Source organism: Bacillus sp. FSL R5-0512 (assembly GCF_038593295.1).
GTDB classification, from domain to species: domain Bacteria; phylum Bacillota; class Bacilli; order Bacillales; family Bacillaceae; genus Bacillus; species Bacillus safensis.
The window spans coordinates 2,710,086-2,726,495 of the sequence record NZ_CP151982.1 but is presented as its reverse complement, the minus strand read 5'-3'; the positions used below and the strand labels follow the sequence as shown (position 1 = coordinate 2,726,495).

Below are 16,410 nucleotides of genomic sequence, written 5' to 3'. Positions count from 1 at the left end.
TTCTTTGAAAACTAGATAACAATAAGTAATACATTCACATTGAATGCAATGCAAAGTTCATCACACATAGTGATTCTTTCTAAAGTAAGAAATGGTTAAGTTAGAAAGGGCGCACGGTGGATGCCTTGGCACTAGGAGCCGATGAAGGACGGGACGAACACCGATATGCTTCGGGGAGCTGTAAGCAAGCTTTGATCCGGAGATTTCCGAATGGGGAAACCCACTGCTCGTAATGGAGTAGTATCCATACTTGAATACATAGAGTATGAGAAGGCATACCCGGGGAACTGAAACATCTAAGTACCCGGAGGAAGAGAAAGCAAATGCGATTCCCTGAGTAGCGGCGAGCGAAACGGGAACAGCCCAAACCAAGAGGCTTGCCTCTTGGGGTTGTAGGACACTCTATACGGAGTTACAAAGGAACGATATAAGCGAAGAGGTCTGGAAAGGCCCGCCAAAGAAGGTAACAGCCCTGTAACTGAAATGTTGTTCTCTCCAGAGTGGATCCTGAGTACGGCGGAACACGTGAAATTCCGTCGGAATCCGGGAGGACCATCTCCCAAGGCTAAATACTCCCTAGTGACCGATAGTGAACCAGTACCGTGAGGGAAAGGTGAAAAGCACCCCGGAAGGGGAGTGAAATAGATCCTGAAACCGTGTGCCTACAAGTAGTCAGAGCCCGTTAACGGGTGATGGCGTGCCTTTTGTAGAATGAACCGGCGAGTTACGATCCCGTGCAAGGTTAAGCAGAAGATGCGGAGCCGCAGCGAAAGCGAGTCTGAATAGGGCGCATGAGTACGTGGTCGTAGACCCGAAACCAGGTGATCTACCCATGTCCAGGGTGAAGTTCAGGTAACACTGAATGGAGGCCCGAACCCACGCACGTTGAAAAGTGCGGGGATGAGGTGTGGGTAGGGGTGAAATGCCAATCGAACCTGGAGATAGCTGGTTCTCTCCGAAATAGCTTTAGGGCTAGCCTCAAGGTAAGAGTCTCGGAGGTAGAGCACTGATTGGACTAGGGGCCCCTACCGGGTTACCGAATTCAGTCAAACTCCGAATGCCGATGACTTATCCTTGGGAGTCAGACTGCGAGTGATAAGATCCGTAGTCGAAAGGGAAACAGCCCAGACCGCCAGCTAAGGTCCCAAAGTATACGTTAAGTGGAAAAGGATGTGGAGTTGCTTAGACAACCAGGATGTTGGCTTAGAAGCAGCCACCATTTAAAGAGTGCGTAATAGCTCACTGGTCGAGTGACTCTGCGCCGAAAATGTACCGGGGCTAAACGTATCACCGAAGCTGCGGACTGTTCTTACGAACAGTGGTAGGAGAGCGTTCTAAGGGCTGTGAAGCCAGACCGGAAGGACTGGTGGAGCGCTTAGAAGTGAGAATGCCGGTATGAGTAGCGAAAGACGGGTGAGAATCCCGTCCACCGAATGCCTAAGGTTTCCTGAGGAAGGCTCGTCCGCTCAGGGTTAGTCGGGACCTAAGCCGAGGCCGAAAGGCGTAGGCGATGGACAACAGGTTGATATTCCTGTACCACCTCCTCACCATTTGAGCAATGGGGGGACGCAGGAGGATAGGGTAAGCGCGGTATTGGATATCCGCGTCCAAGCAGTTAGGCTGGGAAATAGGCAAATCCGTTTCCCGTAAAGGCTGAGCTGTGATGGCGAGCGAAATTTAGTAGCGAAGTTCCTGATTCCACACTGCCAAGAAAAGCCTCTAGCGAGGTGAGAGGTGCCCGTACCGCAAACCGACACAGGTAGGCGAGGAGAGAATCCTAAGGTGATCGAGAGAACTCTCGTTAAGGAACTCGGCAAAATGACCCCGTAACTTCGGGAGAAGGGGTGCTTCTTAGGGTGTTAAAGCCCCGAGAAGCCGCAGTGAATAGGCCCAGGCGACTGTTTAGCAAAAACACAGGTCTCTGCGAAGCCGTAAGGCGAAGTATAGGGGCTGACGCCTGCCCGGTGCTGGAAGGTTAAGAGGAGCGCTTAGCGTAAGCGAAGGTGCGAATTGAAGCCCCAGTAAACGGCGGCCGTAACTATAACGGTCCTAAGGTAGCGAAATTCCTTGTCGGGTAAGTTCCGACCCGCACGAAAGGCGCAACGATCTGGGCACTGTCTCAACGAGAGACTCGGTGAAATTATAGTACCTGTGAAGATGCAGGTTACCCGCGACAGGACGGAAAGACCCCGTGGAGCTTTACTGCAGCCTGATATTGAATGTTGGTACAGCTTGTACAGGATAGGTAGGAGCCTTGGAAACCGGAGCGCTAGCTTCGGTGGAGGCATCGGTGGGATACTACCCTGGCTGTATTGACCTTCTAACCCGCTGCCCTTATCGGGCAGGGAGACAGTGTCAGGTGGGCAGTTTGACTGGGGCGGTCGCCTCCTAAAATGTAACGGAGGCGCCCAAAGGTTCCCTCAGAATGGTTGGAAATCATTCGCAGAGTGTAAAGGCACAAGGGAGCTTGACTGCGAGACCTACAAGTCGAGCAGGGACGAAAGTCGGGCTTAGTGATCCGGTGGTTCCGCATGGAAGGGCCATCGCTCAACGGATAAAAGCTACCCCGGGGATAACAGGCTTATCTCCCCCAAGAGTCCACATCGACGGGGAGGTTTGGCACCTCGATGTCGGCTCATCGCATCCTGGGGCTGTAGTCGGTCCCAAGGGTTGGGCTGTTCGCCCATTAAAGCGGTACGCGAGCTGGGTTCAGAACGTCGTGAGACAGTTCGGTCCCTATCCGTCGCGGGCGCAGGAAATTTGAGAGGAGCTGTCCTTAGTACGAGAGGACCGGGATGGACGCACCGCTGGTGTACCAGTTGTTCTGCCAAGGGCATCGCTGGGTAGCTATGTGCGGACGGGATAAGTGCTGAAAGCATCTAAGCATGAAGCCCCCCTCAAGATGAGATTTCCCATTCCGCAAGGAAGTAAGATCCCTGAAAGATGATCAGGTTGATAGGTCTGAGGTGGAAGCGTGGTGACACGTGGAGCTGACAGATACTAATAGATCGAGGACTTAACCTATATTCTAATGTGAAGCATGAACATTGTTATCTAGTTTTGAGAGAACATTCTCTCCATCAGGTTTGGTGGCGATAGCGAAGAGGTCACACCCGTTCCCATACCGAACACGGAAGTTAAGCTCTTCAGCGCCGATGGTAGTTGGGGGTTTCCCCCTGTGAGAGTAGGACGTCGCCAAGCTTCTATTAGGATCAGTTCCAGTCGGAACTGGTCTTTTTTGTGCAAGTTGAGGGTACATACATTCACTTGTTTGATAAAAGATCGTGGCTTCATTTTATGTCCACAAGCAGCGTGTGAAATACTTGGATATAAAGAGAAAAAGAGTCTATCGCATAAACCATTATCTATAAAAAAACAATAGAGAGACAGAGTATCAGCTTATATAGGGAAATTAAAGATGTGTAAGCCTCTATGATTTTTTATAAATGCTTACGGCTAAAGAGATACATATATCATTAAAGTATAAAAATGAGGGACTGCTAATATTTCTGAAGGAATCGAACGTTTTAAAAGAGAATATAGAAGAGAGAAGTTCAGCTGCTGAACGTGGAACAGTAGCTGTTTGAATAGGAGAAATGACGATCATTTGTTAAAAGAAATACGCAATGAAAATTGAAATAAAATTTTTTTAATATAGCCTTTACAAATGATTAAAACCTGTATATAATAATCTTTGTCGGATCGAGAGATTCCTACATAGTGGAGGATTAGCTCAGCTGGGAGAGCATCTGCCTTACAAGCAGAGGGTCGGCGGTTCGAGCCCGTCATCCTCCACCATATTTATTCTTACATAATGTTAGGATAGATAAAGCCGGTGTAGCTCAACTGGTAGAGCAACTGACTTGTAATCAGTAGGTTGGGGGTTCAAGTCCTCTTGCCGGCACCACTTTCATATGGTAAGATAGACAAGTCGCTTTTAAAGCGAGCCATTAGCTCAGTTGGTAGAGCATCTGACTTTTAATCAGAGGGTCGAAGGTTCGAGTCCTTCATGGCTCACCATGTTTCATGCGGGTGTGGCGGAATTGGCAGACGCGCTAGACTTAGGATCTAGTGTCTTTATGACGTGGGGGTTCAAGTCCCTTCACCCGCATTGCCAAATAAAATAAAGAAATCCTGTAATGCGGAAGTAGTTCAGTGGTAGAACACCACCTTGCCAAGGTGGGGGTCGCGGGTTCGAATCCCGTCTTCCGCTTATACCATCCACGCCGGGGTGGTGGAATTGGCAGACACACAGGACTTAAAATCCTGCGGTAGGTGACTACCGTGCCGGTTCAAGTCCGGCCCTCGGCATTATAAATAAGCGCCCGTAGCTCAATTGGATAGAGCGTTTGACTACGGATCAAAAGGTTAGGGGTTCGACTCCTCTCGGGCGCGCCATTAAGATCGGGAAGTAGCTCAGCTTGGTAGAGCACTTGGTTTGGGACCAAGGGGTCGCAGGTTCGAATCCTGTCTTCCCGACCATCTTTTATGGGGCCTTAGCTCAGCTGGGAGAGCGCCTGCCTTGCACGCAGGAGGTCAGCGGTTCGATCCCGCTAGGCTCCACTTTTTAAAAGATTATTTTGATCATGGCGGTGTAGCTCAGCTGGCTAGAGCGTACGGTTCATACCCGTGAGGTCGGGGGTTCGATCCCCTCCGCCGCTATAAAGGACCTTTAGCTCAGTTGGTTAGAGCAGACGGCTCATAACCGTCCGGTCGTAGGTTCGAGTCCTACAAGGTCCACCATCTATACGGAGGAATACCCAAGTCCGGCTGAAGGGATCGGTCTTGAAAACCGACAGGGGTGTCAAAGCCCGCGGGGGTTCGAATCCCTCTTCCTCCGCCATATTTTTTAAAACCCATATCATCGCGGGGTGGAGCAGTTCGGTAGCTCGTCGGGCTCATAACCCGAAGGTCGCAGGTTCAAATCCTGCCCCCGCAACCAAAATGGTCCGGTAGTTCAGTTGGTTAGAATGCCTGCCTGTCACGCAGGAGGTCGCGGGTTCGAGTCCCGTCCGGACCGCCATTTTTCAAGAGAATACTTGGCTCGGTAGCTCAGTTGGTAGAGCAACGGACTGAAAATCCGTGTGTCGGCGGTTCGATTCCGTCCCGAGCCACTTTTATCAAAATATTCATAGTATGGCGGTTGTGGCGAAGTGGTTAACGCACCAGATTGTGGCTCTGGCACTCGTGGGTTCGATTCCCATCAATCGCCCCATACATATTTTTGCGGGTGTAGTTTAGTGGTAAAACCTCAGCCTTCCAAGCTGATGTCGTGGGTTCGATTCCCATCACCCGCTCCATTTGTATATCTGTTCATGGGCCTGTAGCTCAGCTGGTTAGAGCGCACGCCTGATAAGCGTGAGGTCGGTGGTTCGAGTCCACTCAGGCCCACCATGATCTTCCGCAGTAGCTCAGTGGTAGAGCTATCGGCTGTTAACCGATCGGTCGTAGGTTCGAATCCTACCTGCGGAGCCAAATGGAGAAGTACTCAAGTGGCTGAAGAGGCGCCCCTGCTAAGGGTGTAGGTCGCGTAAGCGGCGCGAGGGTTCAAATCCCTCCTTCTCCGCCATTGATCTGGCCCGTTGGTCAAGCGGTTAAGACACCGCCCTTTCACGGCGGTAACACGGGTTCGAATCCCGTACGGGTCATTTTTAAAAGAGATCTTGTCAAAGATCTCTTTTTTATTTTCTCCAAAACGAAAGACCGCATCATGGCGGTCTTTTTTTACATATTCATGGAATAGATCGTATAAGACAAGTATGTGGCAAAAAAGCCCCATAAGACATAAGGAATCAGTAAAATTGGAACGACATTGCTTAGTTTACGTGAGACGATGACAAGTGCAAGTGCTGTCAGTGCGACGAGCAGGCAGTCGATTGTAGCTGCAAACAAATCCTTTTGTGTAAATTGAAAAAAGCTAAAGGCTTGATTGAAAACATAATTTAAAAGGAAAAGAATCCAAAATGGTAAAGTGATTTTTTGGAACCCATATTTTCCATAAATGATCGCTGCGGACAATGAGATGAGTGCAAATAAGACAGCCCACACAGCAGCAATGACACCGCCACCAGGCGTCCATTCTGGTTTATTCAATGCGTCATACCATTCTCTGTCGATGGGGAACAAGAATCCGGCAATAGAGAATAGTGCGTATGTAATAAAGAAGACGACAATCGCCCAAATGATACTTTTTCTAGCCATCAAGAATCTCCTCCAATCAAATTCACTCTTAAAATGATTTCCCAATAATTACATGATATAAACATAAAGCCCCCAATATGAGGGGACTAATGATTTTCTTCTGTATAAGGTTCTTCCTCGTACGGTTTCAAGTCACCAAATACCGTCATGACACCTTCTTCGTCTAGTGCTTCTTCATAGGCCTCGTGTGCTTTGGTCGGATACACCTTGCTGGCTTTTCCTTCAATATCAGCAGCTGCGAATCCTTCGTAGTCCTCCACATAATCTTCATCTTCTGATTGTGTATACACATCATCGTATGTTAGAGGAGGGAATTCCATATCAGATGGGGTCTCAGAGTTTCCGTAGCGTTCTACGTCTTGGTAGGCATCCTCTCCATCGTACGCAGCACTTTCTTCATTTTCAAATTGTCCCGCGGGAGGACTTAATAAATCCTCTTCAATCGGACGGTTTTGTGAAACGGTCTGTTCTTTTGAATGCTCTGTGCAAGTGACGGCAGTAGGCAGGGCTTCTAAGCGTTCCTTTGAAATAGGGGCTTTACAGACCTTGCACAGACCATAAGAGCCGTCAGCAATGGCTTGGAGTGCTTCATTGATGTCTAACATATGTTCATGTTCCAAGCTGTTTAAAGCAATATCTTTCCCCCGCTCGAACAGCTCTGTCCCTTGATCACCCGGGTGGTTATCATAGGCAGACAATTCACCGATCGAATCGTAAGGAAAGGATACTTTCTGTTCATCGTCATGGCTTTTGGCTTCAAGTTCTTTCTTTTCATCGAGAAGGCGCTGCTTCAAATGATGTAATTCGTCTTTAGACAACAAAGCGATCATCCTTTCATATCAAACATATTGTTAGTATGAGCAATTTTGTATATAAGACTAGTTCCAATTTGAAGCAATTCCTTATTAAAAAAACGCCTGCGGCTGCAGGCGTTCTTTGTTACGCGATATAGTATTGTAAGATTAAAGCGATCGTCAGCAGAAAACCAAAAAATGTATTGGTTTGAGCTGTAGATTTCATGGCATTCATTAATTCAATCGGCTTTTCTTTTTGTTTAAACTCTTTAATGGCTGTATAGGCTTTTGGCACACTGAGTAAAACAAGAAGACTCCAAAGACCGACGATATCTGTGAAGATATAAACAAAAATGAGTACATATGATACCAAAAACATGGAAAGTAAAATGTTCACTGCAGCTTTGCGTCCAGCAAGAATGGCAAGTGTTCTTCGTCCATTTTCCTTGTCCCCGTCTAAATCACGGATATTGTTCGACAGTAAGATGGCACCAACTAAAATAGAAATTGGTAGTGAGACGAGAACAGCTTTAGACGTCAGTGTGCCTGTTTGGATATAGAAACTAATCAGGATGATTCCTAATCCCATAAAAGCACCTGAAACAAGTTCTCCAAACGGTGTATATGCAATTGGTACAGGGCCGCCAGTATAGAAATAGCCTGCTGCCATACAAATAAGACCTATTAGTGCAATCCACCAGCTAGACATCATGCAAATATATACCCCAAGTAATAAAGAAACCGCAAATAGTGCATAAGCAAGGGTGAGGACTGTCTTTGGCTTCACACCGTTTCTTACAATGGCTCCGCCGATGCCGACAGATTTCTCGTTGTCCAGCCCGCGAACATAATCAAAGTACTCATTAAACATGTTTGTTGCGATTTGGATAAACATAGATGCGAACAGCATGGCTAAAAATAGCCCACCATGTATTTGACCACTTGGAAGTGCTAAAACAGTTCCTAAAGTAACGGGAATAAATGCCGCTGTTAGTGTATGCGGTCGTAGTAAATTCCACCAAATTCGCCAGTTTTTATCAGGCTTTATTGGTGAAAGCTGATCTGATATCGATTGATGCTGCATAAAATATACTCCTTTAAATAAAAAAATACGTACACGTCCAAATTCCAGTTTAGCAAAGTTCAAAAAGGTGTCAATATATTGATGCGATGAATCGGGAAAAAGATGTTTGCTAATCGTTGCCATATCGAAGGAAAGCTTGATTTTAGAACAGGTCCTGCCATTTTACCTTTGATGCTCTCGTTTCAATAAGCAGGAGCGAAAAAATCTTGAAAGCGTGATATAATAAGGATTCGAGGTTTTAAAAGCTGTTTTCTTTACTAAGTTCATCTGTTAAGGTTTATAATAGAAAAGCAGGTCATTCGACATATTCGAATGTTCATGTATTTTTTCATTATGGGTTTTATTTTTTTATGTTATTTCATGGATTTTGGAGGAATGTATCATGGTGACAACAGTGCAAAGTACTTTCCGGCAGGAAGCGCTCGCGACATTAGAAGAAGCGAATAACGTCAACCATGCTGTTTTGATAAGCTACTCCAGAAGAGTTGACGATCTGGATCCTCTTGCCTTTTTCCAAAGCGGCGAAGCGGATTTTTTAGGCGAGCGGTTTTTTTGGTCTGATCCAGAAAGCCAAATGATATTTTCTGGACTTGGCAGAGCGGCCGTCATTAAATCATCTGAGCAAGGCAAGGAACGATTCGATATAGTCCATCAAGAATGGGAACAGCTAAAGCAGCACATGTTCCATTTTCATGATGAGAAGGAGTTAAAGCAAGCGGCTGTTGGTCCGCTTTTATTTGGAGGATTCTCATTTGATCCGCACGAAGAGAAGGCGCGTCATTGGGAAGCATTTGGCGAGGCTCATTTTTTTGTGCCATCGATCATGCTGACTGTTTCAAAAGAAGGCAGCTTTCTTACGATCAATGAGTGGAAGCAGGTGGACGGGAATGTTCATCAGCTTATTCAAGAATTAGAACAAAAGGCCTCTCGTTTCGAGACATTGCCAGTACGGACTGGTGGACAAGCTGAACTCGTTCATATGGAAGAGCTGGATGTGAACGAATGGATGAAGGCGATCCATGAAGCGACAGACCACATTCGTGCAAACGAATATGAAAAGGTTGTTTTAGCAAGAGAAGTCTTGCTTCACTATAAAAATCAAATTGAACTTGCTCCACTATTAGCAGAATTATTAAAGCATCAAACAACAAGTTATGTATTTGCGGTTGAACAGGGAAGACAAGCATTTGTCGGAGCAACGCCGGAACGCTTAGTGAAAAAAAGCGGCGGAGAGGTCTTTTCATCCTGTTTAGCAGGTTCCATTGTTCGCGGAAAAGATGAAGCGGAGGATCACGCATTAGGCGAGGAACTGCTGCATGATGAGAAGAATTTGATTGAACATCAAATTGTCGTCAATATGATTGAGCAAGCATTTAAAGCGAATTGCCTTCATGTGCATAAACCAAATCAACCAAGTCTTTATAAAACAAAAAACATTCAGCATTTGTTTACACCGATTGTGGGAGAAATTAAAAGCAGCTGTTCCCTTTTTTCATTAATTGAGCAGCTTCATCCGACGCCGGCACTAGGCGGATATCCGAAGGAAAAGGCAATAGAAGTGATTCGTGAAATCGAACCGCTTAAGCGCGGCTGGTATGCAGCGCCGGTAGGCTGGATTGATTCTCAGGATAATGGAGAATTTGCTGTAGCCATTCGGTCAGGTCTTATTGAGGAAGATCATGTTCGTTTATTCGCTGGCTGCGGAATTGTAGAGGATTCCCTTGCAAAGCAGGAGTATGAGGAAACACAAGTGAAGTTAAGACCAATGCTGTCTGCTCTTGGAGGTCATCCTATTGAATAATCACATCATGACAACATATATAGGCAGATTGATGGATGAATTCGTCCAAGGTGGTGTGAAAGAGGCAGTTGTCTGTCCAGGTTCTCGTTCAACTCCGCTTGCGATGCTGGCTCTTGCTCATCAAGACATCCATGTCCATGTTTTAGTGGACGAACGGTCTGCTGCTTTTTATGCGCTTGGTCTTGCAAAAGCAAGTCAATCACCAGTGCTGCTTATTTGTACATCAGGTACAGCAGCTGCTAACTTTTATCCAGCCATTGTAGAGGCGCATTATTCTCGTGTACCTCTTATTGTTTTAACTGCTGATCGGCCGCACGAATTGAGGGAAGTTGGAGCACCTCAAGCGATTGATCAGCAATTCTTATTCGGTAAGTTTGTTAAATGGTTCACAGACTTAGCTTTGCCAGAGGAAAGTCAAACAATGCTGCGATATGTTCAGACAGCAGCTGCGAGAGCAAATCATATGTCGATGCAGGAGCCAAAGGGGCCTGTTCAGATTAATGTACCTCTGAGAGAACCATTGCTTCCTGATCTGTCTATTGATCCTTTCGCGAGAGAAGAATCAGACACGAAAAAGGTATTAGCATCAGGTCAGACATTCCCAAATGATCGAGTGATGTCTGAAATCGTAACCGTCATGAACCATTCCAAAAAGGGACTGATTGTGGCTGGTGAACTTCATACACAGGAAGAAAAAGAGGCAGTTTTACGCCTTTCGAAAGCTCTGCATTTACCTATTTTAGCTGACCCGCTGTCTCTTTTGCGCAACGGACATGAGAATAAAGAGCTAATTATCGACGCTTATGATTCTTTATTGAAAGATGAAGCATTGCAGCAGTATCTATTACCGGATATGATCATTCGTTTTGGCCCGATGCCTGTATCTAAGCCCTTATTCAAGTGGCTGGAAAAACATGCGGAAGTGAAGCAGATTGTTGTAGATGCAGCCGGAGGTTTTCGTGATCCTGGGTTAAGTGCTTCATACGTCATTGAAAGTACTGTCTCTGCTTTTGTAGAAGCAGCATTAAATCAAGCAGTACAACGTAAAGAGACAAGTTTCTTAAACTGCTGGCAGAATGTTAATTCTTCATTCAGAACGCATGCAGCCCGCTATTCAGATGAGGATTTGTCCTTTGAAGGGAATGTGTATCGTCAGCTTCAGCACCTCTTGCCAAAGGAGAGTGTCCTTTTTATCGGAAATAGTATGCCGATACGTGATGTAGATACATTTTTTGAAACTCAGTCCAAGCCGTTTCGAATGATGGCCAATCGCGGAGCAAATGGCATTGACGGCGTTGTGTCCACAGCACTTGGCACGTATGCAGCATTGAAGCAGCCAGTCACTTTAGTCATTGGAGATTTATCATTTTACCATGATATGAACGGTCTGCTTGCAGCTAAGCTGATGGACATTCCGCTGACAGTTGTTTTGATAAACAATGATGGGGGAGGTATCTTTTCTTTCCTTCCGCAGGCGTCTGATGAACCGTATTATGAAAAGCTCTTCGGTACGCCGACAGGACTGAATTTTGAGTATGCATCGAAGTTATATGGGGGAACCTATTCGAAACCGGCAACGAAACAAGAGTTACATGATGTGTACAAGGCGCATATCGATGAACCTGGTCTTCATTTAATTGAAATTGAAACAGATCGTCATTCCCGTGTAGACAAGCATCGTCAAATGATGGATGACATATTGGAAGAAGTGAAAAAAGAATGCCTTCTCTCATCATAAGAATGCGTGATGGGGTAGCGTACGAAGTGGTGGACCAGAACCCTTCGGCAGCAAATGCTACACTATGCTTACACGGATTCACTGGAAGTGCAGCGTCTTGGACGTTCTTGAATGCTTATTTGGAGAATACAAGACTGATTCAGGTCAGCTTGCTCGGACATGGGCGTACGGACTCGCCAGAAAGTGTGAGAAGATATGCAATGTCTCAGCAGCTGGCAGATCTTGTAGAGATTTTAAACCAATTAAAGCTTCACAAAGTGAATATTCTCGGATATTCTATGGGAGGACGTATTGCTTTATCATTTGCCGCTCGTTATCCAGATCGTGTCAATAAATTGATCCTTGAGAGTACGTCTCCTGGGCTTCGCACTTTTAAAGAGCGGATGGCAAGACTAAAGCATGATCATCAGCTTGCTCAAAAGATTAGACATGAAGGCTTAGTGAAGTTTGTGGATTTTTGGGAAAGCATTCCTTTGTTTGCGTCGCAGAAAACTTTATCAGCTGAAAGGCAGACTGAGCTGAGAGAGGGAAGACTCAAAGCCAATCCTCTTGGACTGGCTCGCAGCTTAGAAGGAATTGGAACAGGTTCACAGCCGTCTGTTTGGAAGGCGTTAAAGCATATTCATTTGCCTGCTTTGTTCATTTGCGGAACGCTTGATGAAAAGTTCTGCCATATCGGCAAACGTATGCAGCAGGAGCTGAAAGGAAGTCAATTCATTTTGGCTGAGCATGCCGGGCATACAGTTCATGTGGAACAACCACATTTTTTTGGTAAAATAGTAAGTGAGTTTATTTTAGAGCAAGATTAGAGGAGGAAATATTGATGGCTATTGAATGGCAAACAGAGCGTCAGTATGACGAAATTTTATATGAAACGTACAATGGGATCGCAAAGATTACGATTAATCGTCCACACGTACATAACGCGTTTACCCCAAAGACTGTTAGTGAATTAATTGATGCATTTTCACGGGCTCGTGATAATTCAGAAGTTGGTGTAATTGTTCTTGCAGGTGCTGGCGGAAAAGCATTCTGTTCTGGTGGAGACCAAAAAGTTCGCGGCCATGGCGGTTATGTAGGAGACGATCAAATTCCACGTCTAAATGTATTAGATTTGCAGCGTTTGATTCGTGTCATTCCAAAACCAGTTATCGCAATGGTAGCAGGTTACGCGATTGGCGGAGGACACGTTCTTCACGTTGTGTGTGACCTGACGATTGCAGCAGATAATGCGATTTTTGGACAAACAGGTCCAAAAGTAGGCAGCTTTGATGCTGGTTATGGTTCAGGCTATCTTGCACGTATTGTTGGTCATAAGAAAGCAAGAGAAATCTGGTACTTATGCCGTCAATACAATGCACAAGAAGCGCTTGATATGGGACTTGTTAACACAGTTGTCCCATTAGATCAGCTTGAAGAGGAAACGGTGAAGTGGTGTGAGGAGATGCTAGAAAAGAGCCCGACTGCTTTACGATTCTTGAAGGCTGCATTTAACGCAGATACGGATGGATTAGCTGGAATTCAACAATTTGCAGGAGATGCGACACTTCTTTATTACACAACAGATGAAGCAAAAGAAGGACGCGATTCCTTTAAGGAAAAACGCAAGCCGGACTTCGGCCAGTTCCCGCGTTTCCCTTGATTCAATGATATCAATGAACAACAGCTTAGTGCATCAGACTAAGCTGTTTTCTTTTACAAAAAGGAGGTGTCATGATGAAGCAACCTAATTGGCTGCTGCACCGTGCCTATTTAACGCCAGATCGAGTCGCACTCATTTATCAAGAGAAGGAGTGGACATTTCACGAATTAGCTCAAGAAGCGGAAGTGCTTTCAAATAGACTTGCTCAGGCATCATTGAAAAAAGGGGAAACGGTTGCGCTTTTGATGAACAATCATCCTCATATGGTGATGCTTGTACATGCCTGTTTTTTATTAGGGTTAAAAATTGTGCTATTGAATAATAAGCTGACAAAAGCTGAAAGGCGCTATCAGCTAGAAGATGCAAAAGCCGCGGCGTTATTAACAGAATCTAGTTATGCAAGCGATCATGAGGGTGATTTACCCGTTTATACAATGGAAACTTTACCTGAACCAGGGCAAGGCCATATCAACAAGATCGAGAGTGAATTTGATTTGAATGAAACAGCGACCATCATGTATACATCTGGGACAACAGGACGTCCAAAAGGGGTAGAGCAAACGTATGGCAATCATTTCCATAGTGCTGTTTCCTCTGCACTGAATCTGGGTCTCAGAGAGGATGACCGCTGGCTCATTGCCCTGCCTCTTTTTCATATAAGCGGCTTATCTGCTTTATTTAAGTCTGTGATATATGGAATGACAGTCGTGCTTCATCAGAAGTTTGACGTCGATGAAGTAAAGGATTCTATTGAACGGCATCGTGTGACGATGATTTCCGTTGTGCAGACGATGTTATCTCGTTTATTAAGCAGATTGGCAGAATGTCCATCTTCTTTGCGCTGTCTTTTATTAGGAGGAGGCCCTGCGCCTTATGCGATGCTCCAAGAAAGCAAAGAGAAGGGCTTTCCTGTCTTTCAATCGTACGGGATGACGGAAACCTGTTCACAAATTGTGACCCTTGCGCCCGAATTTAGTGTAGAGAAGATTGGGTCAGCGGGAAAACCTCTTTTTGGGTGTGAGCTGAAAATTCAAGATGGAGATCGCATTTGCCGTCCTTTTGAGCATGGCGAAATTATGGTGAAAGGTGCAAATGTGATGAAAGGTTACCTTTACCGTGAAGAAGCGACCGCGGCTGCCTTTGATGAGGGCTGGCTGAAAACGGGTGATATTGGCTATGTGGATGAGGAAGGGTTCTTATTTGTGCTTGACCGCCGTTCAGATTTAATTATTTCTGGCGGAGAAAATATTTATCCTGCGGAAATTGAAGCGGTTCTGCTAACACATCCGCATGTCAAGGAAGCCGGAGTAACGGGTATGTATGATGATAGATGGGGAGAGGTACCTGCTGCTTTCCTTGTAACAGATGATAAGATACCGGAGAATGAGCTCTATGCTTTATGTGGGTCGCATTTAGCCAAATATAAATGGCCCGCCGCTTTTCACTTTGTGGACGAGCTGCCAAGAAATGCGTCGAATAAATTGCAAAGGCACAGACTCAGATCAAAGGGGTTTTCAAATGATTCAAATTGAACGAGTAATTTTATATCATGTCACGATGAAGCTTAAAAAGCCATTTACAACAAGTCTTGGAACCATTTCAGAGCGTGAGTTTATTATTGTTGAAGTAAAAGATCAGACAGGATTGACTGGATGGGGAGAAGTATCTGCTTTTTCTTCTCCGTGGTATACAGAAGAAACAATTGAGACTTGCTATCATATGCTGAGGGCTTTCTTTATCCCGAACGTGCTGACGCGCACCTTTACACATCCTTCAGAAATCCCTGACAGTCTGTATCATTTTAAAGGCAATAGGATGGCGAAAGCAGGCATTGAAGCGGCTGTTTGGGATATTTATGCGAAGCGTGAGAATAAGTCTTTACGCGATGTATTAGGCGGTACAAAAGATAGAATACCATCTGGTGTTGTGGCGGGGTTAGGCCCAATTGACGATATGCTTGAGCAAATTCAGCAATTTGTTGATCAAGGCTATCAGCGGGTGAAGGTGAAAATTAAACCGGGACAAGATATTGGACTTCTTCAAAAGATCAGAGAGTCTTTTCCTGATCTGCCATTAATGGCAGATGCAAACTCTGCTTATGAATTAAAAGATATTAGCAAGCTTAAGCAGCTCGATGATATTCGTTTATTAATGATTGAACAGCCTCTAGCTGCAGATGATATTGTGGACCACCGCCATTTGCAAAAGCATTTAAAAACGCCGATTTGTTTAGATGAAAGTATTTGTTCTTTAGATGATGCTAGAAAAGCTGTAGAGCTTGGCAGCTGTCAAATTATTAATGTGAAGCCTTCACGAGTTGGCGGACTGACAGAGGCTCTTAAAATTCATACGTTCAGTAAGGAGAATCAAATTCCGTTATGGTGCGGAGGGATGATTGAAACAGGTATTTCCCGAGCGCAGAACGTGGCACTTGCTTCGCTTCCTCAATTTACGATTCCCGGTGATATTTCAGCTTCGTCAAAATTTTGGGAGCAGGATATCATTTTTCCTGAAATTAAGGTTGAAAATGGGTTTATTGAGGTGCCTCGCTCCCCAGGAATGGGCGTGGAAGTTGATTACCAAGCGCTCCGTTCGTTTTCAGATAAAATCGACGTGTTTACAAAACATGATTTTGTGAGATAAAAACGAAGGAATCACCTTTTGTATCCACAATAGAATCTAGGTATAGTGAGAGAAAGTTTTTCCTTCCTGTCTGAACAAAAAAGAAAGAGCGATGATCCGCTCTTTCTTACTCTTCAACCAGCTCGCTGTCATAAGCAAGCTGTCCGATATACTGATGAATTTCATTTGGCATGTATGATGCATGTCCATATTCATAATCCCAAAGATTTAAAAAGGAGTGAGCGGCTTGGTGGAATGCGTCTTCATCCGCGTCATGAATTTCGTCAAAAAACGTTTGAAGCAGCCGATCATGTTTCAAAATGAAGCGCCTCCTTTAATGAGACTTAAAGGTCTTGTGGTTTAAACGTTTTACAATCCGTTTCTTCGCTTTTCTCAGCCGTATTTCCTGTGTGGCTGACGACATAGATTGCATCTGCACCACAGCGGTTTCCAGCATTCCAATAGGAACAGTTATTGACTTCACAAAGGATTTTTTGACTCATACAGATGACCTCCTTTTGAGTATGT

At 45.2% G+C, this 16,410-nt stretch carries 11 protein-coding genes, 21 tRNA genes and 2 rRNA genes; 29 read left to right on the top strand and 5 right to left on the bottom strand.

The window, feature by feature from the left end; all coding sequences use genetic code 11:
- Positions 1 to 93 precede the first annotated feature (93 nt).
- The 23 genes from NSQ25_RS14090 (at position 94) to NSQ25_RS13980 (ending at position 5,648) form a co-directional block, all read left to right on the top strand.
- Positions 94 to 3,024 (top strand): 23S ribosomal RNA (locus NSQ25_RS14090).
- Between the two features lie 61 nt (positions 3,025 to 3,085).
- Positions 3,086 to 3,201 (top strand): 5S ribosomal RNA (rrf, locus tag NSQ25_RS14085).
- Positions 3,202 to 3,722: 521 nt separating this feature from the next.
- Positions 3,723 to 3,798: transfer RNA gene (locus tag NSQ25_RS14080), tRNA-Val, on the top strand.
- A 33-nt stretch (positions 3,799 to 3,831) separates the two neighbouring features.
- A tRNA-Thr gene (locus NSQ25_RS14075) sits at positions 3,832 to 3,907 on the top strand.
- Positions 3,908 to 3,944: 37 nt separating this feature from the next.
- A tRNA-Lys gene (locus NSQ25_RS14070) sits at positions 3,945 to 4,020 on the top strand.
- 8 nt (positions 4,021 to 4,028) lie between these two features.
- Positions 4,029 to 4,111 (top strand) — tRNA-Leu (locus NSQ25_RS14065).
- Between the two features lie 30 nt (positions 4,112 to 4,141).
- Positions 4,142 to 4,213: transfer RNA gene (locus NSQ25_RS14060), tRNA-Gly, on the top strand.
- Between the two features lie 12 nt (positions 4,214 to 4,225).
- A tRNA-Leu gene (locus NSQ25_RS14055) sits at positions 4,226 to 4,311 on the top strand.
- A 10-nt stretch (positions 4,312 to 4,321) separates the two neighbouring features.
- Positions 4,322 to 4,398 (top strand) — tRNA-Arg (locus tag NSQ25_RS14050).
- A gap of 7 nt (positions 4,399 to 4,405) precedes the next feature.
- Positions 4,406 to 4,482: transfer RNA gene (locus tag NSQ25_RS14045), tRNA-Pro, on the top strand.
- Between the two features lie 8 nt (positions 4,483 to 4,490).
- A tRNA-Ala gene (locus NSQ25_RS14040) sits at positions 4,491 to 4,563 on the top strand.
- A gap of 25 nt (positions 4,564 to 4,588) precedes the next feature.
- Positions 4,589 to 4,662: transfer RNA gene (locus NSQ25_RS14035), tRNA-Met, on the top strand.
- A 4-nt stretch (positions 4,663 to 4,666) separates the two neighbouring features.
- A tRNA-Ile gene (locus tag NSQ25_RS14030) sits at positions 4,667 to 4,743 on the top strand.
- A 7-nt stretch (positions 4,744 to 4,750) separates the two neighbouring features.
- Positions 4,751 to 4,843: transfer RNA gene (locus NSQ25_RS14025), tRNA-Ser, on the top strand.
- A gap of 22 nt (positions 4,844 to 4,865) precedes the next feature.
- Positions 4,866 to 4,942 (top strand) — tRNA-Met (locus NSQ25_RS14020).
- A gap of 4 nt (positions 4,943 to 4,946) precedes the next feature.
- Positions 4,947 to 5,023: transfer RNA gene (locus tag NSQ25_RS14015), tRNA-Asp, on the top strand.
- A gap of 18 nt (positions 5,024 to 5,041) precedes the next feature.
- A tRNA-Phe gene (locus NSQ25_RS14010) sits at positions 5,042 to 5,114 on the top strand.
- Positions 5,115 to 5,139: 25 nt separating this feature from the next.
- Positions 5,140 to 5,215: transfer RNA gene (locus NSQ25_RS14005), tRNA-His, on the top strand.
- 11 nt (positions 5,216 to 5,226) lie between these two features.
- A tRNA-Gly gene (locus NSQ25_RS14000) sits at positions 5,227 to 5,300 on the top strand.
- A 17-nt stretch (positions 5,301 to 5,317) separates the two neighbouring features.
- Positions 5,318 to 5,394: transfer RNA gene (locus NSQ25_RS13995), tRNA-Ile, on the top strand.
- A gap of 6 nt (positions 5,395 to 5,400) precedes the next feature.
- Positions 5,401 to 5,475, top strand: a tRNA-Asn gene (locus tag NSQ25_RS13990).
- Between the two features lie 3 nt (positions 5,476 to 5,478).
- Positions 5,479 to 5,569 (top strand) — tRNA-Ser (locus tag NSQ25_RS13985).
- A 7-nt stretch (positions 5,570 to 5,576) separates the two neighbouring features.
- Positions 5,577 to 5,648: transfer RNA gene (locus NSQ25_RS13980), tRNA-Glu, on the top strand.
- 76 nt (positions 5,649 to 5,724) lie between these two features.
- On the opposite strand, the gene NSQ25_RS13975 is transcribed toward NSQ25_RS13980, so the two are convergent.
- The 3 genes from NSQ25_RS13975 to NSQ25_RS13965 form a co-directional block, all read right to left on the bottom strand.
- Complete coding sequence (locus tag NSQ25_RS13975; protein ID WP_034279363.1) at positions 5,725 to 6,201, bottom strand: tryptophan-rich sensory protein; 477 nt, start codon at positions 6,199 to 6,201, stop codon at positions 5,725 to 5,727.
- An 86-nt stretch (positions 6,202 to 6,287) separates the two neighbouring features.
- The gene (locus NSQ25_RS13970) at positions 6,288 to 7,022 is read right to left on the bottom strand and encodes a TraR/DksA C4-type zinc finger protein (protein WP_070326288.1); all 735 of its coding nucleotides are present in this window, start codon (positions 7,020 to 7,022) and stop codon (positions 6,288 to 6,290) included.
- Between the two features lie 118 nt (positions 7,023 to 7,140).
- Positions 7,141 to 8,079, bottom strand: a complete 939-nt coding sequence (locus tag NSQ25_RS13965; RefSeq protein WP_034279366.1) for a 1,4-dihydroxy-2-naphthoate polyprenyltransferase — start codon at positions 8,077 to 8,079, stop codon at positions 7,141 to 7,143.
- A gap of 382 nt (positions 8,080 to 8,461) precedes the next feature.
- On the opposite strand from NSQ25_RS13965, the gene NSQ25_RS13960 reads away from it, so the two are divergent.
- From NSQ25_RS13960 to menC, 6 genes are all read left to right on the top strand, one after another.
- Positions 8,462 to 9,880, top strand: a complete 1,419-nt coding sequence (locus NSQ25_RS13960; RefSeq protein ID WP_326136126.1) for an isochorismate synthase — start codon at positions 8,462 to 8,464, stop codon at positions 9,878 to 9,880.
- Positions 9,873 to 11,618, top strand: a complete 1,746-nt coding sequence (menD, locus tag NSQ25_RS13955; protein WP_326136127.1) for a 2-succinyl-5-enolpyruvyl-6-hydroxy-3-cyclohexene-1-carboxylic-acid synthase — start codon at positions 9,873 to 9,875, stop codon at positions 11,616 to 11,618. The genes NSQ25_RS13960 and menD overlap by 8 nt, the downstream gene beginning before the upstream one ends.
- On the top strand, positions 11,600 to 12,427 hold the full coding sequence (menH, locus tag NSQ25_RS13950; RefSeq protein WP_034279373.1) for a 2-succinyl-6-hydroxy-2,4-cyclohexadiene-1-carboxylate synthase: 828 nt from the start codon (positions 11,600 to 11,602) through the stop codon (positions 12,425 to 12,427). The genes menD and menH overlap by 19 nt, the downstream gene beginning before the upstream one ends.
- 14 nt (positions 12,428 to 12,441) lie before the next feature.
- A complete protein-coding gene (gene menB, locus NSQ25_RS13945) occupies positions 12,442 to 13,260 on the top strand; it encodes a 1,4-dihydroxy-2-naphthoyl-CoA synthase (protein ID WP_024424937.1) in 819 nt (272 codons plus the stop codon).
- A 71-nt stretch (positions 13,261 to 13,331) separates the two neighbouring features.
- A complete protein-coding gene (locus NSQ25_RS13940) occupies positions 13,332 to 14,792 on the top strand; it encodes an o-succinylbenzoate--CoA ligase (RefSeq protein ID WP_326136128.1) in 1,461 nt (486 codons plus the stop codon).
- Positions 14,779 to 15,903: an o-succinylbenzoate synthase gene (gene menC, locus NSQ25_RS13935; RefSeq protein WP_034279379.1), complete on the top strand. Its 1,125-nt coding sequence runs from the start codon at positions 14,779 to 14,781 to the stop codon at positions 15,901 to 15,903. The genes NSQ25_RS13940 and menC overlap by 14 nt, the downstream gene beginning before the upstream one ends.
- A 106-nt stretch (positions 15,904 to 16,009) precedes the next feature.
- Here menC and NSQ25_RS13930 read toward each other — a convergent pair whose 3' ends face one another.
- Both NSQ25_RS13930 and NSQ25_RS13925 read right to left on the bottom strand, forming a co-directional pair.
- The gene (locus NSQ25_RS13930; RefSeq protein ID WP_326136129.1) at positions 16,010 to 16,201 is read right to left on the bottom strand and encodes a hypothetical protein; all 192 of its coding nucleotides are present in this window, start codon (positions 16,199 to 16,201) and stop codon (positions 16,010 to 16,012) included.
- A gap of 25 nt (positions 16,202 to 16,226) precedes the next feature.
- Entirely contained in the window at positions 16,227 to 16,385 is a 159-nt protein-coding gene (locus NSQ25_RS13925) for a DUF1540 domain-containing protein (protein ID WP_008360682.1), read from the bottom strand.
- Positions 16,386 to 16,410: the final 25 nt, after the last annotated feature.